Origin of the sequence: Burkholderia sp. WP42 (genome assembly GCF_000745665.1) — a bacterium.
GTDB lineage: Bacteria > Pseudomonadota > Gammaproteobacteria > Burkholderiales > Burkholderiaceae > Burkholderia > Burkholderia vietnamiensis.
In genome coordinates this window covers 128,721-149,845 of sequence record NZ_JQJT01000020.1, presented here as the reverse complement: position 1 = coordinate 149,845, position 21,125 = coordinate 128,721, and the positions used below count along the sequence as shown (strand labels likewise).

General features: G+C 70.7%; 20 protein-coding genes. 9 read left to right on the top strand and 11 right to left on the bottom strand.

Annotated elements, in window-relative coordinates:
- Positions 1-28: 28 nt before the first annotated feature.
- Entirely contained in the window at positions 29-877 is an 849-nt protein-coding gene (locus EX20_RS13520; protein ID WP_034193878.1) for a class I SAM-dependent methyltransferase, read from the bottom strand.
- Between the two features lie 146 nt (positions 878-1,023).
- On the opposite strand from EX20_RS13520, the gene EX20_RS13515 reads away from it, so the two are divergent.
- The 3 genes from EX20_RS13515 (at position 1,024) to EX20_RS13505 (ending at position 4,755) form a co-directional block, all read left to right on the top strand.
- The gene (locus EX20_RS13515; protein WP_034193854.1) at positions 1,024-2,484 is read left to right on the top strand and encodes a metallophosphoesterase family protein; all 1,461 of its coding nucleotides are present in this window, start codon (positions 1,024-1,026) and stop codon (positions 2,482-2,484) included.
- 164 nt (positions 2,485-2,648) lie between these two features.
- Positions 2,649-3,986, top strand: coding sequence for a cytochrome-c peroxidase (locus EX20_RS13510; protein WP_034193853.1), 1,338 nt, complete (start codon positions 2,649-2,651; stop codon positions 3,984-3,986).
- 469 nt (positions 3,987-4,455) lie between these two features.
- Positions 4,456-4,755: a hypothetical protein gene (locus tag EX20_RS13505; protein ID WP_011881997.1), complete on the top strand. Its 300-nt coding sequence runs from the start codon at positions 4,456-4,458 to the stop codon at positions 4,753-4,755.
- A gap of 141 nt (positions 4,756-4,896) precedes the next feature.
- Here EX20_RS13505 and EX20_RS13500 read toward each other — a convergent pair whose 3' ends face one another.
- Positions 4,897-6,381 (bottom strand): aminotransferase-like domain-containing protein, encoded by a 1,485-nt coding sequence (locus tag EX20_RS13500; protein WP_131929018.1) that lies wholly within the window; start codon positions 6,379-6,381, stop codon positions 4,897-4,899.
- A 203-nt stretch (positions 6,382-6,584) separates the two neighbouring features.
- On the opposite strand from EX20_RS13500, the gene EX20_RS13495 reads away from it, so the two are divergent.
- A complete protein-coding gene (locus EX20_RS13495) occupies positions 6,585-6,935 on the top strand; it encodes a hypothetical protein (protein WP_011881995.1) in 351 nt (116 codons plus the stop codon).
- 262 nt (positions 6,936-7,197) lie between these two features.
- Here the strand turns inward: EX20_RS13495 and EX20_RS13490 are convergent, their stop codons facing one another.
- The 7 genes from EX20_RS13490 to EX20_RS13460 all read right to left on the bottom strand — a co-directional run bounded on the left by EX20_RS13490 (position 7,198) and on the right by EX20_RS13460 (position 12,118).
- Positions 7,198-7,617 carry a DUF6691 family protein gene (locus EX20_RS13490; protein ID WP_034193852.1) on the bottom strand — a complete coding sequence of 140 codons (420 nt, stop codon included), beginning with the start codon at positions 7,615-7,617 and terminating at the stop codon, positions 7,198-7,200.
- A 1-nt stretch (position 7,618) separates the two neighbouring features.
- Positions 7,619-8,053 (bottom strand): YeeE/YedE family protein, encoded by a 435-nt coding sequence (locus tag EX20_RS13485; RefSeq protein ID WP_034193851.1) that lies wholly within the window; start codon positions 8,051-8,053, stop codon positions 7,619-7,621.
- Entirely contained in the window at positions 8,043-8,393 is a 351-nt protein-coding gene (locus EX20_RS13480) for an ArsR/SmtB family transcription factor (RefSeq protein ID WP_034193850.1), read from the bottom strand. The genes EX20_RS13485 and EX20_RS13480 overlap by 11 nt, the downstream gene beginning before the upstream one ends.
- Before the next feature lie 164 nt (positions 8,394-8,557).
- Complete coding sequence (locus tag EX20_RS13475; protein ID WP_034193849.1) at positions 8,558-9,832, bottom strand: NAD(P)/FAD-dependent oxidoreductase; 1,275 nt, start codon at positions 9,830-9,832, stop codon at positions 8,558-8,560.
- Complete coding sequence (locus EX20_RS13470; protein ID WP_011658575.1) at positions 9,829-10,062, bottom strand: 2Fe-2S iron-sulfur cluster-binding protein; 234 nt, start codon at positions 10,060-10,062, stop codon at positions 9,829-9,831. The genes EX20_RS13475 and EX20_RS13470 overlap by 4 nt, the downstream gene beginning before the upstream one ends.
- Positions 10,059-11,189, bottom strand: coding sequence for an NAD(P)/FAD-dependent oxidoreductase (locus EX20_RS13465; protein ID WP_034193848.1), 1,131 nt, complete (start codon positions 11,187-11,189; stop codon positions 10,059-10,061). The genes EX20_RS13470 and EX20_RS13465 overlap by 4 nt, the downstream gene beginning before the upstream one ends.
- Complete coding sequence (locus tag EX20_RS13460) at positions 11,186-12,118, bottom strand: 4-hydroxyproline epimerase (protein ID WP_034193876.1); 933 nt, start codon at positions 12,116-12,118, stop codon at positions 11,186-11,188. The genes EX20_RS13465 and EX20_RS13460 overlap by 4 nt, the downstream gene beginning before the upstream one ends.
- A 15-nt stretch (positions 12,119-12,133) precedes the next feature.
- Here EX20_RS13460 and EX20_RS13455 point away from each other — a divergent pair, with 15 nt between their 5' ends.
- From EX20_RS13455 to ilvD, 4 genes are all read left to right on the top strand, one after another.
- Positions 12,134-12,292: a hypothetical protein gene (locus EX20_RS13455; protein ID WP_175464242.1), complete on the top strand. Its 159-nt coding sequence runs from the start codon at positions 12,134-12,136 to the stop codon at positions 12,290-12,292.
- A 683-nt stretch (positions 12,293-12,975) separates the two neighbouring features.
- Entirely contained in the window at positions 12,976-14,568 is a 1,593-nt protein-coding gene (locus tag EX20_RS13450; RefSeq protein WP_034193847.1) for an aldehyde dehydrogenase (NADP(+)), read from the top strand.
- Positions 14,561-15,583, top strand: a complete 1,023-nt coding sequence (locus EX20_RS13445) for an Ldh family oxidoreductase (protein ID WP_034193846.1) — start codon at positions 14,561-14,563, stop codon at positions 15,581-15,583. The genes EX20_RS13450 and EX20_RS13445 overlap by 8 nt, the downstream gene beginning before the upstream one ends.
- Positions 15,584-15,832: 249 nt before the next feature.
- Positions 15,833-17,692, top strand: a complete 1,860-nt coding sequence (ilvD, locus tag EX20_RS13440) for a dihydroxy-acid dehydratase (protein WP_014725071.1) — start codon at positions 15,833-15,835, stop codon at positions 17,690-17,692.
- A 153-nt stretch (positions 17,693-17,845) separates the two neighbouring features.
- On the opposite strand, the gene EX20_RS13435 is transcribed toward ilvD, so the two are convergent.
- Both EX20_RS13435 and EX20_RS30680 read right to left on the bottom strand, forming a co-directional pair.
- Positions 17,846-18,670, bottom strand: a complete 825-nt coding sequence (locus EX20_RS13435; protein WP_034193845.1) for an SH3 domain-containing protein — start codon at positions 18,668-18,670, stop codon at positions 17,846-17,848.
- Positions 18,671-18,703: 33 nt separating this feature from the next.
- Positions 18,704-19,153: a hypothetical protein gene (locus tag EX20_RS30680; RefSeq protein ID WP_072465339.1), complete on the bottom strand. Its 450-nt coding sequence runs from the start codon at positions 19,151-19,153 to the stop codon at positions 18,704-18,706.
- A 311-nt stretch (positions 19,154-19,464) separates the two neighbouring features.
- Here EX20_RS30680 and EX20_RS13430 point away from each other — a divergent pair, with 311 nt between their 5' ends.
- Positions 19,465-21,021, top strand: a complete 1,557-nt coding sequence (locus EX20_RS13430) for a sigma-70 family RNA polymerase sigma factor (RefSeq protein WP_034193844.1) — start codon at positions 19,465-19,467, stop codon at positions 21,019-21,021.
- The last annotated feature ends 104 nt before the right edge of the window (positions 21,022-21,125 follow it).

The window sequence follows — 21,125 nt, the reverse complement described above, 5'->3', positions numbered from 1 at the left end:
TGCCGGGCAGCGCTGCCCCGTGGCCGCCTCACGCAGACGGCGCCCGTGCCGTGACCAGCCAGCACGCTGCATCGAAGCGCAGATCCGTGCCCTGCACGTAGCGATCGAACGCGCCGCGCACTTCGTCGAGCACGCGCTGCCGCGTCGCAACATCCACCTGCCGCAGCGCCAACCCGACCGGGCCCAGCCGCGCGACGTAGTCGTCCAGCGCGGCCGTCGGCAACGCGCACGCGACATCGACCGGCTCGACCGCGAGGTCGGCCCAGCCGCTGTCCGACAGCACCGACACGACGCGCTGCCGGTCGCCGAACGCGAACTGCCCGGGCGCGCCCGGCTGGCGCGCAGGCAGATCGGCCAGCAACGGCGCGGCGGCGCGTTCGGCCGTCGTCATGAACGGATTGTCGGCCGCGGCGCGCCAGGCGACGAACCGCAGTTGCGCGTTCGCGCGCGCCGCACGCCGCAGGTTGGTGAACGCGCGAACCGGATCGTCGAAGAACATGACGCCGAAACGCGACACGATCAGATCGAAGCGCTCGCGTGCAAACGGATGCGTCTGCGCGTCGGCATGCACGAATTCGACATCGACGCCGTCGCGCTCGGCCCGCTCGCGTGCCGCGGCGATCATCCGCGCCGAAATGTCGACGCCCGTGCACTGCGCGTCCTTCGCGAGCCGTCGCGCGATCGCGAGCGTGACCGCGCCGGTCCCGCATCCGACGTCGAGCACGCCATGCGCGGACGTGGCTGCCGCCGCGTCCGCGAGCAGCGTCTCGAACGGCTCGAACATCCGGTCGAGCGTGCGCTGCGCCTCGACCCACGCGAGCCCGGACGGGCCGTTCCATAGCGCGCTCTGTGCTTCGTTGGGGCGGCTGTCTGTCATCATCGTCATCCTTTGCGCTGCAGCGTTGATCGGAATCGCGACTATGCCGCTTCAAGCCGGCTTGAAGTCAAGGCTGCGCTCGCCGACCGTTCATATTTCTTACATTCGCGCTGCGTATCGTTGACGGCTTTCCTACGGTGCCTTCCATGCCACGACTGCTCTCATCCGCGCTGTTCGCGCGCTGCGCCGCGCTCGCCGCGGTCGCCCTGTCCGCGTGCTCGAACCACATCGACTCGCCCGCCGACCCCGCGAGCGCCGCGATCAACGTCCAGGCCGCATGGGTCGAGATCGGCGACGCGAACCAAGCGATCGCACGCGTGATCACCAACTACAGCCCGGCTTCCGCGAGCGATCCGGTGTGTCCGCAACTATCGGTCGACGGCAAGCAGTCGCGCATGACGCTGCGCGCCGGCGCCGCGACCGTCGCGCAACGGCCGACGGCCAGCGACCCGGCCGACTCGAAGCCGTCGAGCTTCCCCGTGTCGGTGTGCGAGGCGACGTTGCCGGCCGATGCGCAGGCGGCGAGCGTCGCGGGCCGCACGCTGCCGCTGCCGAAGGCGCAACCCCAGCGCGTCGCGATCATCGCCGATACCGGCTGCCGGATGAAGAAGGCCGACAACGCATGGCAGGCGTGCAACGACGCGACCGTCTGGCCGTTCGACACGATCGCGGCGAGCGTCGCGAAGCTGTCGCCGGACCTGGTGCTGCACGTGGGCGACTACCACTATCGCGAGAACGCTTGCCCGCCGGACATCGCCGGCTGCAAGGACAGCCCGTGGGGTTACGGCTGGGATGCGTGGCAGGCCGACCTGTTCCGCCCGGCCGCCCCGCTGTTCGCCAAGGCGCCGTGGGTGGTCGTGCGCGGCAACCACGAGGAATGCGCGCGCGCGGGACAGGGATGGTATCGCTTCCTCGATCCGCGCCCGTATGCCGCGACGCGCACGTGCGACGATCCGGCCAACGACGCCGACGCGAACTACTCCGAGCCGTACGCGGTATCGCTCGGCGGCGGCACGCAGGTGATCGTGTTCGACAGCGCGAAGGTCGGGCGCAATCCGCTGAAGACGACCGACGCGCAATTTCGCATCTACCAGAAGCAGTTTCAGTCGGTGGCGTCGCTCGCCTCGAAGGCGGGGATGTCGACGACGATCTTCACGAACCATCATCCGATCCTCGCGTTCGCGCCGATCGCGGGCAGCACGCCGGCGCCGGGCAACCTCGCGCTGCAGTCGGTGATGGCGAGCCTGAACGCGCAGGCGTACTACCCGCCCGGCATCCATGTCGCGCTGCACGGCCACGTGCACGACTTCCAGGCCATCAACTTCTCGTCGGGACATCCGGCGACGATCGTGTCGGGCAACGGCGGCGACAACCTCGACGTCGCGCTGCCCGATCCGTTCCCGGCCGGCCTCATGCCTGCACCGGGCGCCGTGATCGAACGGCTGTCGCACAACAACAGCTTTGGCTTCCTGATCATGGAGCGGCGCCCGGCGCCCGCGACGGGCTGGCTGTTCCATGCCTATTCGGCGGCCGGCAAGCTGCTCGCGTCGTGCAGCCAGTCGGGCACGACGCTCGCCTGCGACAAGACCGGATTCATCACGCCGTGATCGACGCGATTCGAGCGACGGGTCGTTCGCTGAGGGGTTGCGGCGAGGTGCTCGTGCGGCGCGCGGTTATGGTCGGATCGGCGGGCGCATATGGGTGGGCGAACGGCGCAGTCGCCGGTCCGGCGACTGCCTCGACTTCCAGCGTCGGCAGCCGGACGATACGCATGGCCGCTGCAGCGGCACTCGTTGGGATCGCCCTATCGGCGGCGCCGTCGACGCGGGCCGCACCGCCGGAAACGACGCTGCTGGCGGGCGCACCGCCGTCGCGCGTGGTCGGCACGATCGGCGACGGCACACCGCAGGTGGCGGGCAAGGTCGATGCGGCGAGCGCCCGCTTCGCACCCGACCCGACGCTCGTCGCGCTCGGCCGTCGGATCTTCTTCGATTCGCGGCTGTCCGAGCCGCTCGGCATGTCGTGCGCGGGCTGCCACGATCCGGCCCGCGCGTTCGCGCCGACGCTGTCGGCCGCCGCCCTCGCGGGCCCCGGCGTGCCGGAAGGCAGCCGCCCGGGCCGCTTCAGCCGGCGCAACGCGCCGTCGCTGCTGTATGTGCGCTACGTGCCGCGCCGCCACTTCTACCAGGACGACGACGCGCCGGCGCCGGCGCCGTTCGGCGGACTGTTCGACGACGGCCGCGCGGACACGCTCGCCGAACAGATCCGCGGGCCGCTGTTCGATCCGAACGAGATGAACAACCGGTCGCCGGCCGCGCTGCTGCGCAAGGTCGACGGCACCGAGCTGGCCGGCGATCTCGCCGCGAGGTTCGGCGCGTCGGTGCGGCGCGATCCCGAACGGCTGGTGCAGGCGCTCGGGTCGGCGATGGAGGCTTATCTGCAGAGCGATGAAATGGCGCCGTTCACGTCGCGCTTCGACGCGTTTCTGCGCACGCGTGCGCCGCTTGCTCCGGCCGAGATGCGCGGCATGGCGCTGTTTCGCAATCCAGACAAGGGCAACTGCATGAGTTGCCATACGCTGTCGGAGACGTCCAGCCGGCCGGAGCGCTCGCTGTTCACCGATTTCGGCTACGACGCGATCGCGGTGCCGCGCAACCGGGCGCTCGCCGCGAACCGCGATCCGCGGCATTTCGACAACGGACTGTGCGACACCGCCACGCGCCTGCGCTGGCCGGAGCCGACGCAATGGTGCGGCTACCTACGCACGCCGGGGCTGCGCAACGTCGCGGTCAAGCAGACGTTCATGCACAACGGCGTGTTCCGCACGCTGCGCGACGCCGTCGCGTTCTACAACACGCGCTCGACCGACCCTGCGTTCTGGTATCACGGCGCACGGACGTTCGATGACGTGCCGGTGGCCTATCGCGGCAACATCAACGTCAATTCGACGCCGCTGAATCGTCGGCCGGGCACGCCGCCGGCGCTGACCGACGCCGAGATCGACGACATCGTCGCCTTCCTCGGCACGCTCACCGATGCGCGCTATGCGGAACTCGTGCCGCGGGGCGGTTCCGATGGAGTGGCCCGGGGCGCGGCGCGGACGCGCTGAGTGGGGGGGATGGGCGCGTATGGGCGCGCGGGCTCGCCGGAGCCCGCGTACCGTTGCCTCGTCGCGCGAGGTTGTCGAAGCGAACCCGGCGCGAAGGCGCGGGGCGAACGGTGTGTCGGCACGTTGGGCGGTTGCTTCGCGTTGTAGGGCGACGCAAGACCGTGGCACGTCTCGGTATCACGGCCTGAAACGCGGGCGATAACGACCGGCGCGGAAGCCCTTCCGCGGTGCTTGGACGCAAGCGCCCTCTGTCCCGCCTCATCCCTTTCACCGATAGCCCGACATTCCGCTTGACAACCCGCTTCGCCCCAAATACTGTATGGATAACCAGCTGTATAACCAACCAGTATTGGCGGCACCGGCACGAAGCACGCGCCACCGTCGGCAGGACTGGTTGTCGGCTCCGGGTCCGGCGTAGCGTTGCATCGCGGCCGGCCCGGTCGATCGACGAGAACACCCGGAGAGCCTTATGCAACAAGGGTCCCTGTTTAAAGCGGAACATCTGGTCCGTATCGTCAACGACACCGATCGGCAAGTGCTCGCCTGGCTGCGTGCACAGGTCGGCGACGCCCGCGTCGAGCGCGCGGCGCGCCAGCTCGGCCATACGCGCAAGCCGTTTCCGTCCGCGCTTTGCCGCTATCTGGGCGTGAGCGCGCCGGCAACGCTGCGCCAACCCGAGCGGTCGCGTGTCGCGCGCGACTTCTCCGTCGGCGATCGCTATCTGTCGCTGATCCGTCAGCACCTCGCCACACATACGGTCGGTCGATGAACGCGCCGAAGTCATACCGGTGGCGCAGCGTCGCACGGCGCGCGACCGGCGCAAGCGCGACCCGCCATATCGGCCGCCCCGTCCCGCCGTCGCGGCAAACGGGCGCGGGAGGCCACGCGCCGGCCGAGCCGGCGCCCGCGCTTACGCAGCGGCCGCCGCGTCGCGTATCAATCGGCCAAGCGTTTGGAGCGCCTCTTCGTGCGCCGCATCGAATACCCGCGTGCAGGCAAGCCGAATGTACGCGTCGAAGCGGTCGGAATTCGAGAAGATCGAACCGGGCGCAATCCGTATCCCTCGGGCCAGCGCCGCGTCGAACAAGGCTTCGGAATGCACGCCGTCCGGCAGCGCGATCCACAGAAGCATGCCGCCCGGCGGGCAGTTCATTCTCGTGCCTGAAGGGAAATGCCGTGCGATCGCATCGATCGTCACGTCGCGCTGCACGCGAAGCTGTTCGCGGAACCGGTGCAGATGGCGATCGAACGCGCCGGAGCCGACGAACTCGGCCGCGACGGCCTGCAGCAACGCCGCGTTGTGCCGGCTGTGCGCGAACTTGAGCATCTTCACGCGCGCGTGCCAGCGGCCCGCACTGATCCAGCCGAGCCGCATGCCGGGCGCAAGCACCTTGTTGAACGACGGACAGTAGATCACCGTGCCGTCGCGATCCCAGGCCTTGACGGGCTTCACCGCGTGCGGCGCCTCGACGAGTTCGCGGTACGGTTCGTCTTCGATCACGGCAACGCCGTGTCGCGAACACAGCGCGACCAGCGCGGCCTTGCGCTCGTCCGGCATCACGCTGCCGAGCGGGTTCTGCAGATTCGGCACGACCACCACGGCGCGGATGTCCGGATACGCGGTCAGCGCCACGTCGAGCGCTTCGATCGACAGCCCGGTCGTCGGGCTCGCCGGAATCTCGAGCGCGCGCAGCCCGAGGCTCTCGAGCATCTGGATCAGGCCGAAGAAGGCCGGCGATTCGATCGCGATCGTGTCGCCGGGCTGCGCGACCGCACGCAGCGCGAGATTCACCGCGTCGACACCGCCGCTCGTCGACATCACGTCGTCCGGCGCGACGGTCACGCCGTAAGACAGCGCGCGTCGGGCCATCGTCTGCCGGAATTCGGGCGACCCGCCCACCGGCCCGGCATCGGTCAGCAGCGTCGGCTTGCGCCGCAGCAGCCGGATCGCGAGCGCCTGCAGCGGCTCGGCCGGATAGAGCGTCGCCGACGCGGAGGCACCACCGAGGTTCAGCGCATCGGACGCCGCATTGCCGCGATCGATTACGCGCGACACGCGCTCGTGCAGCCCCGCGAACGGCGGCGCGACACTCAGCGGCGGCGCTTCGGTTTCCGGCAACGTGCCGAGCGCCGCCGCGGCGCGGCGTCGCACGAAATAGCCCGAGCGCGGCTTCGCCTCGCACCAGCCCGTATCCTCGAGCCGCCGGAACGTCTGGATCGCGGTCGACAAACTCACCGCATGTTGCGCCATGAACGCGCGGACCGACGGCATCCGGTCGCCGGGCGACAGTGTGCCGGCCGCAATGATGCGGCGGTAATGCTCGGCGAGCCGCTCATAGAGCGGTGCGCCGGTCATCGGCAAGGGCGTGCGGGACGGGGCGTCGATGGGCGTCATGCGAGCGATCGTGCCCGCGCGCCTTCCCGGGCGCCAGATACAGATGTCAGGAAAACCCACCGATACAGCGCGACCAAATCGCCGTCTGCACCGCAACAGATCGCGGCTCGCTGAATCTGTCCCGCTCGCACGCGTTTTCTTAATCTTGTCTCACGCTATCGTCCCGCCGTCGCGGGGCCGCGGAACCTGGAAAACGACTCGCCATGCGCACGGAACATATCCGGCTCGACGCCGGGCAAAGCCACTTTGCGTGGTTCGACAAAGGCAGCCGGATCGTCGTGCTCGACGGCGCGCTCGCGGTCACTTGGCGCCACGGCGGTCTCGACTGGCTGCCCGAGACGCCGCCGTACATGCGCCGCGTGCTCGACGAAGGCGAATGCATGGCGATCGACACGGCCGGCCACCTGATGTTGTCCGCTGACGGCTCGCGGCCGAGCGGCGCGAGCATCGCGCCACCTGCGCCGCGGCCCGGTGTGTTCGCGATGTTGCAAGCATGGCTGCGGCGGTGCGTGGCGCAGGCGCTCGGCGCGCGTCATGCGCGTGAACGGCCGTAACGCGGCGGCTATAGACGGGCCGCGTCGTCACGACCCCGTACGCCGTGTTGCCGCATACCCTCGGCATTTCGGCATTTCGGCATTTCGGCATTTCGGCATTTCGGCATTTCGGCGTTTTGCGCCGTGCGCCGTGAGCCATCTGCCATCTGCCATCTGCCGTGTCACCGTGCTTCCGTGCACCTGCAGTAGCAATACACACGAGCAACTGCACCACTGTCACCGCCCAGCGATGAACCCCCGCCCGCTCCCCGCCTCCCTGCCACTAAGCGTTCCGCCGCCGCTCGATCCATTCGAACAACACCATCCCGACCAGCATCGCGGCAACGAACGCGCTGCCCCTGAGCGAGCCGAACCCGACCGACACGATCGCCGGCCCCGGGCAAAACCCGGCCAGCCCCCAGCCGATGCCGAACACGGCGCTGCCCGCGACGAGCCGCACCGTAATCGCCCGCGCAGCCGGCAACTGGATCGGCAAGCCGAGCAGCGATAGCGTGCGGCGCTTCGCCCATGCGAACGCGAACACGGCAACGCCGATCGCGCCGGCCATCACGAACGCGAGCGACGGATCCCAGCGACCGGCCAGATCGAGAAAACCGAGCACTTTTTCCGGATTCGCCATCCCGGACACGATGAGCCCCGCGCCGAACAGCAGTCCCGCCAGAAACGCAAATCCTGCCTGCATGTCAGCCTCCGAGCACGTGCCTGCGCACGAATACGGTCGCGAAACCCGCCACCATGAACACCGCCGTCGCGACGATCGATCTGACCGCGCCGCGCGACAACCCGCACACCCCGTGACCGCTCGTACATCCACCCGCATAGCGCGTGCCGATGCCGACCAGCAACCCGGCCGCCAGCAGTTCGCCCCAGCCGGCATTGACCTGCGGCATCGCGCCGCTGCCGGCGACGCGCATCATCAGCGGCGAGGCGATCAACCCGGCGACGAATGCGGCGCGCCACGCGCGCTCGCCGCCGCGGGCCGTGAGCAGCCCCCCGACGATGCCGCTGATCCCCGCGATACGCCCGTTGAACGCGACGAGCCACGCGGCGGCCAGTCCGATCAGCACACCGCCGGCAAGCGACAGCGCCGGCGTGAAATGAAACGTATCAATCTGCATGACGCCTCCTCGTCGCGGCCGGGCCGCAGAATTGCTCGTAGAGCACACCCATCACCGCGATCGCGGCCGGGCTGTCGAGCGAGTAGTGAATGTTCTTGCCTTCGCGACGCGTTTGGACGAGCGCGTTGTCGCGCAACACGCCGAGTTGCTGCGACAGCGTCGGCTGCCGAATGTCGAGCCGCGCTTCGAGATCGCTCACGCAGCGCTCGCCCTGCGACAGTTCGCACAAGAGCAGCAGCCGGTCGGGATTGGACAGCACCTTGAGCAGCGCGCACGCCGACTCGGCAGCGGCACGCATTTCGTCGGGCTCGGGCAGTCCAGAGACGGAATCTGCGTTCATCGGTACCCTCGCTACGATTTCAGTTGGAATATTATATCGTTTTATATATTGTTTGTCGGCAGTGCGCTCGCGCGGCACTCGGTCGCAGCGAGACGGAAAAGGCAAACGGAGGGATGCGCGACGCGACAACTGCGCCGCGCCGCGTGCTGCTTCGCTGCGACGGCTCAGACGCCGTCGCAGGACGCCGTATCGGTATCGTCGAGCATCAGCGTGCCGACCCGCGCGGGCACGAGCGGCGTGCGCGGCGCGGGCGGCGTCCAGCCGAACAGCGCGTGCGCGGCCGCGCCGCACACGCGGCCTTGGCACGCGCCCATCCCGCAGCGCGTCTGCAGCTTCGCGGCCGTCCAGCCGTGGGCCGGCGCGACGGCGTCGTAGCGCACGTCCTCGCAACGGCACAGCAGCGTATCGGGCCGTGCGAGCCGGCGGATCGGCTCGCGGATCGCAAAGCGCTCGCGCACCGCATCGCCGAATGCCTGCCAACGCGCGCGCTGCTCGACCAGCGCGGCGAGCCGCGCCGTCTGCCCGGTCGCCGCATGACCGGCGATTTCGCCTTCGACCATCGCCAGCTCGCTGCCGCCGACGCCCGTGCATTCGCCCGCCGCGAAACAGCCGTCGCGGCTCGTGCGCTGGTGCGCGTCGACCACGACGGCGCCGTGCTCGATCCGGCAGCCGAGATGGCTCGGCAACACGGTGTTCGGCACGAGCCCGAAGCCGCACGCGAGCCGATCGCAGTCGACCTCGTACTCGCGCTCGCCCTGCCGGATCCGCACGCGCTCGAGCCGTTGGTCGCCGAACGCTTCGACGACGTACGCATCCGGCCGATAGACGGCCGTGGCGAGCTTCGCGGCCTGCGCGAGCTTCGACGGCCAGCGCCACAGCCCTGCGCCGAAACCGGCGACATCGCGCCACGCGGCCTGTTCGAGCACGTGCGACACCCGCGCGCCGGCGTGCCGGGCCGTCGCCGCGCTCGCGAGCAGCAGCGGGCCGCTGCCGGCGATCACGATGCGCTGTCCGCGCACGTCGAGGCCGTATTTGATCAGCGCCTGCAGGCCGCCCGCGCCGGTTACGCCGGGCAGCGTCCAGCCGGGGAACGGCAGCAGCAGCTCGCGCGCGCCGCTACAGACGATCAGCGTGCGGAATTCCAGCAGCAAGCCGCGCTCGTCGTCCTCGAGCAGCAGCGTGCCCGGCTGCGTTTCGGCGACGATCCGCGTAGCTGCGAGATGCGTGACGTTCGGCCGGCGCAGCACCGCGAGACGTTCGGCGGCGGCCGGCGCCGGCGTCGCGTCGACTGCCTGGCGCCAGATCTGCCCGCCGGCGCGCGGGTTGTCGTCGACGATCGCGACGGTCGCGCCGCTGCGCGCGGCGGCGCCCGCGGCCGACAACCCGGCCGGCCCCGCGCCGACGATCGCGACGTCGACGCTCAGTCGTTCCCGTTTCATCGCGTGCGCTCCACCCGCATCCCGTCGCGGCACAGCGTCTGGCAAGCCAGCCGGCGCCGGCCGTCGATCGTCATCCTGCACTCCTGGCAGATTCCCATGCCGCAAAACGGCGCACGCGCGGCGCCCGTGCACGACACGCGCGTCGTATCGTCGCCGCTCGCCGCGACGGCGGCCGCGACGGTCGCGCCGTCGGCCACGGTCAGCGCGCGGCCGTCCAGATGAATGATCATGAAGAATGCGCTCCGGCTACGGGGGACGTCGCAAGAAAACGTCCCGGCAAATACGGTTCGATGTCGATGGGCGGCCGCTCGCCGGTCATCGCCGCGGCGACGAGCCGGGCGCTGCCCGGCGCGGTCGTCACGCCGAGCCCTTCGTGCCCGACCGCGAGCCACACGCCCGGCCGCGCCGGATGCTCGCCGAGCAGCGGCAGGCCATCGGGGCTCGTCGAACGGAAGCCCGTCCATGCGCGAATGCCGTTCAAGTCGGCCAGCTCCGGCAGATAGCCGGCCGCGCGGCGCAGCATCCGCGCGAGCACCGGCGGCTCGACGCGCGCGTCGTCGGTGTCGAACTGGCGCGACGAGCCGATCAGCAACTGGCCGGTCGGCCGAGGCTGCACGTTGAACGCGACCGACGTGCCGTCGCTCGCGTGCGCGCTCGCCGCATAGCCGAGCTCGACGAGCTGGTGCGACACGCGGCCGGGATAGCGGTCGGTGATCAACAGGTGGCCCTTCTTCGGGCGCAACGGCAGTTCGGGCAACAGCGCGCGTGCAGCGACGCCGTTGGCGACCACCACGCGCTGCGCGCGCAGCGTGTCGCCGCTCGCGAGCGTCACGCTCGCGCCGTCGACCGCCACCGCGCGATCGCGGCGCAACGCGACGCCCGGCGCGCGCTGCAGCAGCCAGCTGGCGGCGACGGGCGCATAGAGAATCGCATCGCCGGGGATCTTCAGCGCGCCGCCGAGGCCCGCACGCAGCATCGGCTCGAGCCGCGCGAGCGTCGCCGCGTCGATCAGCTCGCCGGCCACGCCATGCGCGGCGAGCGTCGCCTGCTTCGCGCGCGCGAGATCCATCTCGTGCGCGTCGGCCGCGAGCCACAGCGTGCCGCAGTTGCGGTACGCGCAGCCCTGCGGCATCTGGTCGGCGAGCGCGCGCCACAGCCCGATCGAATAATGGCTCAGCGCGAGCTCGGCCGCGTTGTCGTCCATCGCGACGAGATGGCCCATGCCGGCGCCGGTCGCGCCGCCGCTGGCGTCGTCGACCACCAGCACACGCAGCCCGCGCTGCGCCAGCTCGTGCGCACATGCCGCGCCGACGATGCCGGCGCCGATCACCACGACGTCGGTCGTCGTCCCGCTCACGACACGATGCCCCAGCCGAACGGATCGTCTTCGTCGATCAACAGCGTCGCTTCCGCGCTCAGGTGAGCGCTGCCGCGAATCGTCGGCACGATGCCGCCGTCGGCGAGCGCATAGCTCGCATGGAACACGCTGCCGATCACGCTCGCCTGCCGCCACACGACGCCCGGTTCGAGCTTGCCGTCGGCCGCGAGGCACGCGAGCTTCGCGCTCGTGCCGGTGCCGCACGGCGAGCGATCGTACGCATGGCCGGGACACAGCACGAAGCTGCGGCTGTCGTGCTCGGGGTCGTCGGCGAACAGTTCGATATGGTCGATCTCGCCGCCGTTCGCGCCGGTGATGCCGGCGCGCTCGAGCCCCGCGCGCACCGCCGACGAATACGCGGTCAGCGCCGCGACGTTGTCGCCGGCGACGCGCTGGCCGTGCTCGCTGATCAGGAAGAACCAGTTGCCGCCCCAGGCGATGTCGCCCTTCACCGGGCCGTAACCCGGCACGTCGACCTCGACCGCCTTCGCATGGCGATACGCGAGCACGTTGCGCACGCTGACCGACAGGTCGTCGTGCAGCGTCGCCTCGACGGTGCCCACCGGCGTCTCGATCAGATGCACGCCCGGCCCGATGCGGCCCATGTGATGCAGCGTGCGCACGACGCCGATCGTGCCGTGCCCGCACATCCCGAGGTAGCCGCTGTTGTTGAAGAAGATCACGCCGGCCGCCGCGTCGGGCGACACGGGCTCGCACAGCAGCGCGCCGACCAGCACGTCGCTGCCGCGCGGCTCGAGGATGCAGGCGGTGCGGTAGCGATCGTGCTCGCGCGCGAGCACGTCGCGACGCTCGGCCATCGTGCCGTTGCCGAGCGAAGGAAAGCCGGACACGACGAGCCGCGTGGGTTCGCCGCCCGTGTGCGAATCGATGATCTGAATGCGCTTCATCATGAGCCGTCCGAGATGGGAAAGGAGCATAGCTTCCTCCGTCGCGCGTCGGCCCGCTTGTGGGTTTTCGATGAGGCCGACGACGAAATCGGCACAGCGTCGGGCGCCGCCCGGACGCGCGCCGCGCATTGTGCCGATTTCGTCATTCCGCTGCGCGATACGGCTCAAGCGTGATGGGCGTCGGCACGGCGATACTGGTTGCACGTCGACGCGCCGGTCGTCGATCGAGATGCCGCAGGCGGGCGCAGTGCGCCGGGCCGTCGGCCACAAGCGACGGACTTCTCGCCGCGCCCGGCAGCCGGCCGGTGCGCGGGCGGTGTTACGCCGCTTTCGTCACGGCGCAGCGCGCCGGCCGTGCGTCGTTGGTCAGCGGTCAGCGGGCGAACCGCCGAACGTGCGGGGCAGGTGCGTGCCGGCAGCGCGGCGGCGGCACACCGCCGCTTCGCCATTTGCGTGCCCGGCATCGCCGGCGCCGAGCCCGTTCGCCGCAGCGCGCCGCGCGCGGCGCATGAATGGCCGGCGCCCGCGCCGCTCGTCCGGACCGGCCGCCACCCGCACCGGCCCCGGCCCCGATACATCCCAGGAGACGCACCCATGCCAGCCCAAGGCAACGCCCATCCGCCCGTCCCGTTGTCCCGCTCCGCGGCGGCTTCGGCGGCATCGGCAGGCTCGCGCATCCGTACGACACGGCGGTCGTCGCGGCCGTCGCGCTCGTCCTCCATTACTGGGGCGCCCGCACCGGCATCCGTGCCGACGAGCTGCAGCTCGACGACGACGAAGGCGGACGCCCCGCTTTCCGCTCCCTTCCACTCCGGCCGCACGCAGTGCGCGCGGCGCCGCATTTTCCAAGGAACCCCATGCAACTCACAGGCCAGCTCCTGATCGGCCAGACGGCCGTCGCCGGACGGAACGGCACCTTTCACGCGATCGCCGCCGCGACCGGCGAGCCGCTCGCGCCCGCATTCGGCGGCGCGAGCCCGCACGACCTCGACACGGCCTGTGCGCTCGCCGACGCCGCCTTCGACACCTATCGCGACACGCATCCCGAGCAACGCGCCGCGTTTCTCGAGGCGATCGGCCGCAACATCGTCGCGCTCGGCGACGAGCTGATCGAACGCTGCGTCGTCGAAACCGGGCTGCCGCGCGCGCGCATCGAAGGCGAGCGCGGCCGCACGGTCGGCCAGCTCGCGCTGTTCGCGGCGCTGCTGCGTGACGGCGCTTACATCGATGCGCGCATCGACCCCGCGCGCCCCGAGCGCAAGCCGCTGCCGCGCGTGGACCTACGGCTACGCAACGTCGCGATCGGCCCGGTGGCCGTGTTCGGCGCGTCGAACTTCCCGCTCGCGTTCTCGGTGGCGGGCGGCGACACCGCGTCGGCGCTGGCCGCCGGCTGCCCGGTGATCGTCAAGGCGCACTCGGCGCATCCGGGCACGTCCGAGCTCGTCGGCCGCGCGATCCAGCAGGCCGTGCGCGACTGCACGCTGCCGGCCGGCGTGTTCTCGCTGCTGTTCGACGCGTCGCGCGAGATCGGTCAGGCGCTCGTCGCCGACGCGCGCATCAAGGCGGTCGGCTTTACCGGCTCGCGCGGCGGCGGCGTCGCGCTGATGCACATCGCGGCCGTGCGCCACGAGCCGATTCCCGTCTATGCGGAAATGAGCTCGATCAACCCGGTGCTGCTGTGCCCGGCCGCGCTCGCCACGCGCCACGATGCGATCGCGACGCAGTTCGTCGCGTCGCTCACGCTCGGCGCCGGCCAGTTCTGCACGAACCCCGGCCTGGTGCTCGCGATCGACGGCCCGGCCCTGCGTGCGTTCGAGGGCGCGGCGGTCACCGCCATCCAGGCGAGCGCGGCGCAGACGATGCTGACGCCGCACATGCATGCGAGCTACACGCGCGGCGTGATCGCACAGCGCGCGCACGGCGCGGTCGAGCTGCTTGCGGAAGGCGCCGAAGGCGGCCGCTATCAGGCGCGCGCCGCGCTGTTCGCGACGTCGGCCGACGCGTTCGTCGCGCACCCCGAATTGCGCAACGAAGTGTTCGGCCCCGCGTCGCTGATCGTGCGCTGCCCGGACGCCGATACGCTGCATCGCGTGCTGAAGTCGCTCGAAGGCCAGTTGACGATCGCCGCGCACATCGCCGATGACGACGCGCCACTGTTCGCCGCGCTGCGCCCGACGCTCGAGCGCAAGGCCGGCCGCATTCTGGTCAACGGCTTCGGCACGGGCGTCGAGGTCGGCCACGCGATGGTGCACGGCGGCCCGTTCCCGGCGACGTCCGACACGCGCACCACGTCGGTCGGCGCGCGCGCGATCGAGCGGTTCCTGCGGCCGGTGTCGTACCAGGACGTGCCCGACGCACTGCTGCCCGACGCGCTCCGCGACGGCAACCCGCTGAACGTGCCGCAACGCATCGACGGCGTGCCGGCGCCGCGGGCAGCGCGCGATGTCTGAGCCGCGCGCCGACGTCGTGCTGGCGCTCGACGACGTCCATGCACTCGCGCTGCGGGTGCTGATACACCACGGGATGTCGCTTGCGCACGCGCATGCGATCGCCGACGTCATCACGCAGGGCCAGCGCGACGAGTGCCACTCGCACGGCGTGTATCGGCTGCTCGTATGCGTGCGCACGCTGAAGAAAGGCAAGGTCGATCCACGCGCCGTGCCGACGCTGCGACGCCTGTCGTCGTCGATCGTCGCGCTCGACGCGCATCGCGGCTTCTCGCTGCTGAGCTTCAAGACGGGGCTGCCGGTGCTCGTCGGGATGGCGAAGCAACACGGCATCGCGGCGATGGCGATCAACAACTGCTACCACTTCTCGGCGCTGTGGCCCGAAGTCGAAGCGATCGCCGCCGAGGGGCTGGCCGGCATCGCGATGAACCCGAGCCACAGCTGGGTCGCGCCGGAAGGCGGCCGCGAACCGGTGTTCGGCACGAATCCGATCGCGTTCGCTTGGCCGCGCCCGGGCGGACTGCCGTTCGTGTTCGACTTCGCGACCAGCGCGATCGCGCGCGGCGACATCGAGCTGCACGCGAAACGGGGCGACGCGATCCCGCCGCACTGGGCGATCGACGCCGACGGCCGGCCGACCACCGATCCGCACGCCGCCCTGCGGGGCGCAATGCGCACGTTCGGCGGGCACAAGGGCTCGGCGCTCGCGGCGATGGTCGAGCTGCTCGGCGGCGCGCTGATCGGCGACCTGACGAGTCAGGAGTCGCTGGCGTTCGACGGCGGCGTCGGCGCCACGCCGTGCCACGGCGAGCTCGTGGTCGCGTTCGACCCGAAGGTGTTCCTCGGCGACGACCTCGACGCGGGTCTCGCGCGCGGCGAACGGCTGTTCGACGCGATCACCGCGCAAGGGGCGCGACTGCCGTCGCAGCGGCGCTTCGACGCCCGTGCGCGCAGCATCGCGCACGGCGTGCGGATTCCGCGGGCGCTGTACGACGAGATTCTCGCGCTGGTCGAGTGAGGCGTGGCGGTGCGGGCCGGCCTACACGGCCTGCCCAGCGCGCCGCGGCCCGCGGCCGCTCATCGCCGATGGAATGGCCAAACCCGGTGCCCCACCACCCGCTCCCACGGCCGGCGCACGCCCGGCGGCTGTGGGATAATTGCCCCGTTTGCCCAGGGCGCAGCTCAAGAGGTTGTTCGCACGGGCGCGAGAGAGGCCTTTATTCCCCGTGCCTCCACCCTTTTCCGCGATATTTCTTCAGCCATCACAATGCCCACATACCGCTCCAAAACCTCCACCGCCGGCCGCAACATGGCGGGCGCGCGCTCGCTGTGGCGCGCCACCGGCATGAAAGACGACGATTTCTCGAAGCCGATCATCGCGGTCGTCAATTCGTTCACGCAATTCGTGCCCGGGCACGTCCACCTGAAGGATCTCGGCCAGCTGGTCGCGCGCGAGATCGAGGCTGCCGGCGGCGTCGCGAAGGAATTCAACACGATCGCCGTCGACGACGGCATCGCGATGGGCCACGACGGGATGCTGTACTCGCTGCCGAGCCGCGACATCATCGCCGACTCGGTCGAGTACATGGTGAACGCGCACTGCGCGGACGCAATGGTCTGCATCTCGAACTGCGACAAGATCACGCCGGGGATGCTGATGGCCGCGATGCGCCTGAACATCCCGGTGATCTTCGTGTCGGGCGGGCCGATGGAAGCCGGCAAGACGCGCCTCGCGAACCCGGTCACCAAGACCATCGAGCTGAAGAAGCTCGACCTCGTCGACGCGATGGTGATCGCAGCCGACCAGTCGTACTCCGACGCCGACGTCGCCGAAGTCGAACGCTCGGCATGCCCGACCTGCGGTTCGTGCTCGGGCATGTTCACCGCGAACTCGATGAACTGCCTGACCGAAGCGCTCGGCCTGTCGCTGCCCGGCAACGGCACGGTGGTCGCGACGCACGCCGATCGCGAGCAGCTGTTCAAGCGCGCCGGCCGCCGGATCGTCGAGCTGACCCGCCAGTACTACGAACAGGACGACGTGCGCGTGCTGCCGCGCTCGGTCGGCTTCAACGCGTTCGAGAACGCGATGACGCTCGACATCGCGATGGGCGGTTCGACCAACACGATCCTGCACCTGCTCGCGATCGCGCGCGAAGCCGGCATCGACTTCACGATGAGGGACATCGACCGCCTGTCGCGCGTCGTGCCGCAGCTGTGCAAGGTCGCGCCGAACACGAACAAGTACCACATCGAAGACGTCCATCGCGCGGGCGGCATCATGGCGATCCTCGGCGAGCTAGACCGTGCGGGCAAGCTGCACACCGACGTGCCGACGGTCCACGCGCCGACGCTGAAAGATGCGCTCGACCAGTGGGACATCGTCCGTACGCAGGACGAAGCGGTGCGCAAGTTCTACCTGGCCGGTCCGGCCGGGATCCCGACGCAGGTCGCGTTCAGCCAGGACACGCGCTGGCCCAGCCTCGACCTCGACCGCGCCGAGGGCTGCATCCGCTCGTACGAGCACGCGTTCTCGAAGGAAGGCGGCCTCGCCGTGCTGACCGGCAACATCGCGCTCGACGGCTGCGTGGTGAAGACGGCCGGCGTCGACGAGAGCATTCTCGTGTTCGAGGGCTCCGCGCACGTGACCGAGTCGCAGGACGAAGCGGTCGAGAACATCCTGAACGACAAGGTCAAGGCCGGCGACGTGGTGATCGTGCGCTACGAAGGCCCGAAGGGCGGCCCCGGCATGCAGGAAATGCTGTACCCGACGAGCTACATCAAGTCGAAGGGGCTCGGCAAGGCATGCGCGCTGCTGACCGATGGCCGCTTCTCGGGCGGCACGTCCGGGCTGTCGATCGGCCATTGCTCGCCGGAGGCGGCCGCGGGCGGCGCGATCGGCCTCGTGCGCGACGGCGACCGCATCCGCATCGACATCCCGAACCGCACGATCGACGTGCTGGTGTCGGATGAAGAACTCGCGCGCCGCCGCGAAGAGCAGAACGCGAAGGGCTGGAAGCCGGCGCAGCCGCGTCCGCGCAAGGTGTCGGCGGCGCTGAAGGCCTATGCGAAGCTCGTGATGTCGGCGGACAAGGGCGCGGTTCGCGACCTGTCGCTGCTCGACGACTGACCGTCGCCTTAGAGGCCGGGAACGGGCCGAGACGGGCTCGTTCCCGGCCTCTACCCGAGCCCCACCCGCAGCCCGCCGGCCGGATCGGCAAGCTGCCCAAGCCGCTCTTCGGAGCGGCTTTTTTTCGTCCCGCGGCAACGCGGGCGCCGCGTGTCAGCGGCGAAACTCGTCGTTGCCGACGCCGCCGCCGTGGCCGCCGCCGGCATTTCCGCCACCTTGCGACCGGCCGCCGTAACCGCCGCCGCCTGGGTTTCCCTGCGGCGGCAGCATGCGCGGCCCGCCGCCCGGCCCGGGCGCCGGGCGCACGACGGCTGGACCGGGCCCGGGTGGCGGCGCCGGGTGCGGTGCGGCTGCCGGGCCCGGTTGCGGCGCCGCGTGCGGTACCGGCGCCGGCTGGGGCATCGCCTGGGGGGCCGGCATGCGGTTCGGTCCACCCCAGCCGCCGCGCGTGGCCGACGGCCGCGTATCGTGCTGCGGCGGCGGAGCGCCGCCGGGCGCGCGCTGGATCGGGCCGCCCGGCTGCGGGTGTCCCTGTCCCGGCGGGAGCCCTCCCGGACCGATGCGCGGCTCGGCGCGATGCTCCCAGCGATCGCGATCGTGGAACCACGGGCGATTGCGGTAATAGCGGTCCCAGTACGCGCCGATCGCGAACCCGGTGACCGGTACGCCGACGATCGCGCCGTATTCGATCAGCGGCACGTAGTAGCCCTGGTAGGGATAGTCGAGCTGCTCCGCGTCGATCCAGCCGCGCACGCCAGGCAGCGCGACGTCGCACCACGAGTAGTCGCTCAGACAGCCGAACACGTCCACCGCGGTGCCGGGCGGAAGTTGCGCGACCACCGGATAGTCGGGTGCCGGCCCGGCATAGAGCGCCGCGACCGAGTTCGTGTAGGCGCTGCTTTGCGCGGCGGCGATGCCCGGCGCCGCGGCGATGCCGAACAGGACGACGCACAGACTTCGGATGATCGTTTTGCTCATGGTGCTCTCCCGCGCGGTTCAGCCGCGCGTCCTTCAGTGTCGATGGCCGCCGTGGTGTCCGCCGCCCCAGTGCCCGCCGCCCCAGTATCCGCGGAAACCGAAGCCGATCGAGATGGGCGGCCCGTACCAGCCGGGGTAGTACGCCGGATAGTACGCGGGGTAATAGACCGGATACGGCACGTAGGCCGGCGCGACATAAACGGGGGGCGGCGCGTAGGTGTAATCAGGCGGCGGCTCGGCTGGAGCTGGAGCCGGAACCTGGGCTTGGGCCCGAGCAGGCGCCCGAGCGGGGGCCGGCGTCGGCGCCGGTGCAGCCGCGGACGCCCCGCTCGCCGGCGCGACGGGAAGCTCGCGCTGCGACAGCAGTGCGGGCGCCGGTGCGTAATACGGTGCATAACCGTACGGCCCCGTGTAATAGCAACCACTCAGCGCAAGCATGACCAACGCCAGCGCGGGTCGCTTCGCAGCGGAAAGGGAAATCATCGAATGCTCCGGACGAAATCGGCGCGCCGCCGCGCGGCGCGCGCCTGTGTCTAGCTTACGTCCGCTGCATATTTCTGCGGGTTTGATCGGTGACTTTTTGTTTCGCCGCATGAATCGGGCCGATGCGGCCCCACAGGCACGCCGCCTGCTTGCGCGTCTGCCGCGCCGACATTGAAGTTGGCGCGATCGCCCTCACGTTCGATATCGAGTCAGGCTGGCCGGCGCGGACGGGCGTTCGCGGCCCCCGGCGACCTGAAACCCGCGGACCTTCGGCCCGCCCATACAGGAGCGCGGCTCACGCCGCTATCGACATGACCCTGCCACGCCCCACGCTTCGGGCGGACACGCCCCTCGATCCGATCATCCAGCTGCTCGCGCGCGCCGGCGAGCAGGGATATCTGACGCACGCCGACCTCGTCGACGCGCTGCCGCCCGACAGCGACAGCGCCGATGCGCTGGAAGTCGTGCGCGCCGCGCTCGCGGACATCGGCATCGACGTGCTCGACGAGCCGGCCGCGCCCGCGCCGTTCGTCGGCACGACGCCGGTCGACGTCGATCGAGACACGCTCGACGAGAGCCGCGCGCTGCTCGGCGACCTCGCCCGCGGCGCGAGTGCGTCCACCGATCCGATGGCGCTCTACATGCGTCGTATCCATGCGGTGCCGCTGCTCAAGCGCGAGGACGAAATCGTGCTCGCGCGCGAAATCGAAACGGGCCGCCATCAGATCCTGCACGCGCTCGCCGGCTACCCGCCGGCGGTCGATGCGCTGCTGGCGCGCCACGGCGCGGCGAGCGCGACGGACGCGGCCGGCGACGAAGACGACGACACGCCGAACGACGAATCGCGCGCGCGGGCATCCGCACGCCGGGACGCGTTGCGCGACGCGCTCGCGACGCTGCGCGGCGCGCTGCACGCGCAGGGCTGCCGTTCGGCCGAATACCGCGACGCGCGCAACCGCGTGGCCGCGCTGCTCGGCGAGCTTGGCTGGGCCGTCCCGGCCGTCGACGACGCGAGCCGCGTCGTCGATGCACTGGCGCGCGCGCCCGCCAACGCGGCCGGCGATGCCGGCACCGACGCGGCGTGCTTCGATGCGCCCGCGCGGCGCGCGCTCGGCGCCGCGCTGCGCGACGGCCAGCAGAAACTGGGCGACGGCACGCGCGCGATGCTGGAAGCGAACCTGCGGCTCGTGCTGTCGATCGCGCGCAAGTACGTGAATCGCGGCGTCGATCTGCCCGACCTCGTGCAGGACGGCTGCCTCGGCCTGATGCGCGCGATCGAGAAGTTCGAATACCGGCGCGGCTTCAAGTTCTCGACCTACGCGACCTGGTGGATTCGGCAGGCGGTCGCGCGCGCGGTGGCCGACCGCTCGCGCACGATCCGCGTGCCGGTGCACGTCGGCGACCAGTCGCAGCGAGTGCAGCGGCATGCGCTGCGCTTTCGCCAGCGCCACGGCCGCCGCGCGACGCCGGCCGAACTGGCCGCCGACACCGGCCTCGCCGAGGACAAGCTGCGCGCGTTGCTCGCGCTGCCTGCCGAGCCGCTGTCGCTCGATACGCCGCTGCCGGACGCGGAAACCGGCCTCGTCGACCTGATCGAGGACCAGACCTCGGCGAGCCCGTTCGAACGGCTGGCGAACACGCGCATGCGGGAATGCGTGAGCTCGCTGCTGCGCTCGGTCACGCCGACCGAGGCCGACGTGCTGCGTCGCCGGTTCGGCCTCGGGGGCGCCGAGCCCGACACCTACGACGCCATTGCGCAGGACGCCGGAATGTCGCGCGAGCGCGTGCGGCAGATCGAGAAGCGCGCGCTCGCGACGTTGCGCACGGCCGCGCAGGCGGAAGGCGCGCAGTCGTTCCTCGACGCATAAGCGGCCACGCGCGACGCGCCGCACACCGGTGCGAACGCGCGCGTGTGGGCTGCCGCACGCCCGCAACGTTCGCCGTTGATGCGCGTCAATTTCCATCCGTCACG